We start from the raw sequence: 4,951 nt of genomic DNA on the forward strand, positions 1-4,951 counted from the left end.
CCACGGCCTCCGGCGCCACGCCCGCGTTGGCCAGCGCCTGGGACACGACGGCGGCCTGGCCCTGCACGCTGGGCGCGGTGAAGCCGGACTTGTGCCGGCCGTCGTTGTTGAGCGCCGAGCCCCGGATGACGGCGTAGATGGCGTCCCCATCCCGCACCGCGTCCTCCAGGCGCTTGAGCACCACCGCGCCCACGCCGTTGCCGGACAGCGTGCCGCCCGCCTTCGCGTCGAACGCGCGGCAGTGGCCGTCCGGGGAGAAGATGAGCCCCTCCTGGTGCACGTAGCCCGTGCGCTGCGGCACCGTCAGGCGCGTCGCGCCCGCGAGCGCCACGTCGGACTGGCCCACCCGGAGGCTCTGGCAGGCCAGGTGCACCGCCACCAGGCCCGTGGAGCACGCGGTGTAGAGCAGCGTGCTCTCCCCCGTGAGCCCCAGCTTGAAGGACGTCTTCGTCGCCAGGCTCTCGTGCGTGGCGGTGCCGTGCAGCTCCATGAACGACGCCGCGTCCAGCGGCATCGCCTGGCGCACGGCGTCCGTGTACCCGGAGCCCGTGGCCCCCGCGTACAGCGAGATGGCGCCCGGGAAGCGGTCCGGATCAATGCCCGCGTCCTCCAGCGCGGCCCACGCCGTCTGGAGGAAGAGGCGCTGCTGCGGATCCGTGAACTGCGCCTCGCGCAGGGACATGTCGAAGAACGTGTGGTCGAACTGATCCACGCCGTCGAGGACGCCCGCGGCCGGCACGAAGGCCGGGTGGTGCCACAGCTCCAGCCCCTCCGGCAGGGCGGGCATGTGCTCCAGCTCCTCCGGCGAGAAGCGCGAGATGGACTCCACGCCCCCACGCAGGTTGCGCCAGAACTCCGCCACCGTCATCGCGCCGGGGAAGCGGCCCGCCATGCCGATGATGGCGATGCCCCCGGACGCGCCCGCCTTCGGGGCCTCGCGCGGACGGTGCCCCGGAGCCGGGGCCACGGGCGGAGCGGCGCTCGGGCCCTGGGACTCGCGCTCCAGGCGCTGGACGATGCCTTCGAGCGTGGGGTGCTCGAACAGCCAGACGACGGGCACCTCGCGCTGGAGCTCCTCGCGCAGGCGCGCGGCCAGCCGCACCACGGTCAGGGACGTGGCGCCCAGGTCCTCGAAGAGGTGGTCCTGCGCGCCCACCTTGTCCGTGCCCAGCTCGCGGGCGAAGACGGGCGCCAGCCGCTGCTCCAGCGGGTGCGAGGGCTCCACGAAGCGGCCCTGCCGTCCGGTGGACGCGGCGTCTGGCGCGGGCAGCGCCTTGCGGTCCACCTTGCCGCTGGGGTTGAGGGGCAGGGTGGCCAGCGTCACGAACACCGACGGGACCATGTACTCCGGCAGCCGCTGCCGCAGCGCGCGCGCATCGCCTGCGCCTCCAGCACCTGCCCGGCGCGGGGCATCGCGTAGGCGACGAGCCGCTTGTCCCCGGGCACGTCCTCGCGCACCACCACCGCGGCCTCCTGCACCGCGGGCAGGTCGCGCAGGGCGGCCTCCACCTCCGCCAGCTCGATGCGGAAGCCGCGCACCTTCACCTGGTGGTCGGCGCGGCCCAGGAACTCCAGCGTCCCGTCCGGGCGCCAGCGGACCAGGTCCCCCGTGCGGTACAGCCGCGCGCCCGGAGTCACGCCATGCGCGTCCGGAACGAAGCGCTCCGCCGTGAGGTCCGGCCGCGACACGTAGCCGCGCGCCACGCCGTCACCGCCGAGGAACAGCTCGCCCGGCACGCCCACCGGCACCGGGTGCAGCCGCGCGTCCAGCACGTACACCGATGTGTTGGCGAGCGGCGCGCCGATGGGCACCGACAGCGCCACCTGCTCCGGCCGCTCCACCGTGAAGGTGGTGGCGACCACGGAGCACTCGGTGGGGCCGTAGGCGTTGGTGAAGGGGATGCCCAGCGACTCCACCGCCTTGCGCACGTGCGGCGCGGAGAGGATGTCGCCGCCCGCGTGCAGCTCCCGCAACCGCCCGAGGAGGTCCGGCCGGTGCTCCATCAACTGAGAGAAGAGGCCGGAGGGCAGGTGGATGAACGTGACGCCGTGGCGCTCCACCACGCGGGCTAGCGTGTCCATGTCCCCCGCGGGGACGTTGCCGGGGAACACGACGAGCCGGCCGCCGTGCAGCAGCGGCGTCCACAGCTCCAGCACGGAGCCGTCGAAGGACACGGGCGCGAAGAGCAGCCCCGTGTCGCGAGCCCCATAGCGCGTGTACGGCGCCGAGTGCATCAGGCGCAGCAGCCCGCGCTGCTCGATGCCCACGCCCTTGGGGCGCCCGCCGCTGCCGGAGGTGAAGATGACGTACGCCAGGTGGCGCGGCCCCACGCCGGTCTCCGGCGCGGTGGCGGGCTGCTCCGCCAGCGACAGCTCCTCCAGGAACAGGCCGGGCAGGGACGCATCCGGCAGGTGCAGCCGTCCGCGCAGCTCGCGCGTGGTGACGAGCAGGTGCGGCCGGGCATCCTCCAGCATGAAGCTCAGCCGCTGCGCGGGATACGACGCATCCAGCGGCACGTACGCGCCACCCGCCTTGAGGATGCCGAGCACCGTGACGACGAAGCCCACGGAGCGCTCCAGGCACAGCGCCACCGGCACGTCCGGCCCAACGCCACGGGCCCGCAGGACATGCGCCAGCTGGTTGGCCCGGGCATCGAGCTGCGAGTACGTCAGCCGTTCATCCCCGTCCTCCACCGCGACGGCGTCCGGCTGCCGCGCGGCCTGCATCGCGAAGCGCGCCGCGACGGTGCTGTCGGACGGATAGGGAAGGGCGGTGTCGTTCCACGCGACGAGCACCTGCTGGCGCTCCTCCGGCGTGAGCCACGGCAGCGCGGAGAGCGGCATGTCCGGTCCGGCGACGGCGGCCTCCAGCAGCACGCGCAGGTGCCCGGCGAGCCGGGCCACGGTGTCGCGCTCGAAGAGGTCGGTGCTGTACTCGATGGAGCCGCGCAGCCCGTCCGGCGTCTCCGTGAGCAGCAGGCCCAGGTCGAAGTGCGCCGTGCCCGCGTCCACCTCCAGCAGCTCCATCCGCAGGCCCGGCGCTTCGAGCACCCCGGCCGGAGCGTTCTGCAGCGCGAAGACGGCCTGCACCAGCGGCGTGCGGCCCAGGTCGCGAGGCACCTGGAGCTCCTCCACCAGCTTCTCGAAGGGCAGGTCCTGGTGCTCATAGGCCGCGAGCGTCGTGTCCCGCACCTGTCCCAGCAGCGCGCGGTAGGACGCCTCCGGGCGGATGCGCGCCCGCAGCGCCAGCGTGTTGACGAAGAAGCCGACCAGCCCCTCCACGTCGCCGTGGGTGCGGCCCGCGATGGGAGCCCCCACGAGCAGGTCCTCCTGCCGGCTGTAGCGCGACAGCAGCGCCTGCCACACGGCGAGCAGCGCCATGAACGGCGTGGCGCCTTCGGCGCGGGCGAGCCCCGCCAGGCGGTCCGTCAGGTCGCGAGGCACGTGCACGGGCAGCAGCGCGCCGTGCGGAGAGCGCGTCGTGGGACGCGGCTTGTCGGTGGGCAGGTCCAGGACCCGCGGCGCACCGGCGAGCTGTTCCTTCCACCACTCCACCTCGTCCGCGAGCACGTCGCCCTGGAGCCAGCCGCGCTGCCACGCCGCGAAGTCCGCGTACTGGATGGGCAGGGCCGGCAGGGCCGGGGCCGCGCCGGAAGCGAAGGCCGCGTAGGCCGAGGCCACCTCGCGCACCATCACCCCCAGGGACCAGCCGTCGGAGACGACGTGGTGCATGCCCAGGAGCAGCACATGGTGGGACGGGGTCAGCCGCAGCAGCCGGGTGCGCAGCAGCGGTCCTGAGCCCAGGTCGAAGGGCCGGCCCGCCTCCTCCCGCGCCAGCCGCTGCACCGCCGCCTCGCGGTCCACGGCCGGCACGTCGCCCAGGTCCGTCAAGGGCAGCGTCCAGGCCGGCGTGGGGTGGATGCGCTGAACGGGGTCGCGGCCCTTCAGCGTGAACGTGGTGCGGAGCGCTTCGTGCCGTTCGACGAGCACCTCCAGCGCGCGGCGCAGGGCCTCCGCGTCCAGCGCGCCCTCCAGCCGCACCGCGCCCAGCAGGATGTAGGGCGTGGCACCGGGCTGGAGCTGTTCCACCAGCCACAGCCGCTGCTGCGCGAAGGACAGGGGCAGCTCACCGTCGCGGGCCACCTTGCGGATCGCGGGCACGCGCGGCAGGTCGGTCTGCGTGAGGAGCTGGGCCTCCACCGCCTCGGTGACGTCCGCGACGGTGGCGCCATCGAAGAGGCCGCGCAGGGGCAGCTCCACCTGGAACGTGGAGCGCACGCGGGACAGCAGCCGCGTGGCCAGCAGCGAGTGGCCACCCAGCGCGAAGAAGTCATCGTGCACGCCCACCTGCGGCACCCGCAGCACGTCGCGGAACAGGTCCGCGATCCGCTGCTGGAAGGGCGTCATCCGCACGGGCCGCTCGGGCGCCGCCGCGACCGAGCGCGCATCCGGAGCAGGCAGGGCCTTGCGGTCCACCTTGCCCACGGGAGTGAGGGGCAGGGCGTCCAGCGGCACGAACGCGGCGGGCACCAGCGGCGCGGGCAGCCGTTCGGAGACGAAGGCGCGCAGCTCCGCCGCGTCCAGCGGAGCCTTCGGCACGTACCACGCCACCAGGCGCGGATCGCCCTGGCCATCGTCGAGCACCCCGGCCGCCGAGGCCTTCACCGACGGGTGCTGGCGGACGATGGCCTCCACCTCGCCCAGCTCGATGCGGAAGCCGCGCAGCTTCACCTGCGTGTCCATGCGGCCCAGGAACTCCAGCGTGCCGTCCGCCATCCAGCGCACGCGGTCGCCCGTGCGGTACAGCCGCGCGCCGGGCACGTCACCGAAGGGCAGGGGAACGAAGCGCTCCGCCGTCAGCGCGGGACGCCCAGGTAGCCCCGGGCCACTCCGTCTCCGCCCAGGTACAGCTCGCCCGGGACGCCCACGGGAACGGGCTGCCCGTGCGCAT

The 4,951-nt window shown here is 74.2% G+C and carries 2 protein-coding genes; both read right to left on the minus strand.

Annotation, left to right across the window (positions count from 1 at the left end; translation table 11 throughout):
* On the minus strand, positions 1 to 1,342 hold a 1,342-nt coding region (locus ACLEQD_RS36845), incomplete at its 3' end, for a beta-ketoacyl synthase N-terminal-like domain-containing protein (RefSeq protein ID WP_410390569.1).
* Positions 1,321 to 4,821, minus strand: coding sequence for an amino acid adenylation domain-containing protein (locus ACLEQD_RS36850; protein WP_410390570.1), 3,501 nt, complete (start codon positions 4,819 to 4,821; stop codon positions 1,321 to 1,323). The genes ACLEQD_RS36845 and ACLEQD_RS36850, both read right to left, overlap by 22 nt.
* Positions 4,822 to 4,951: the final 130 nt, after the last annotated feature.

The organism is Corallococcus sp. 4LFB (genome assembly GCF_046520365.1).
Classification (GTDB): Bacteria; Myxococcota; Myxococcia; order Myxococcales; family Myxococcaceae; genus Corallococcus; species Corallococcus caeni.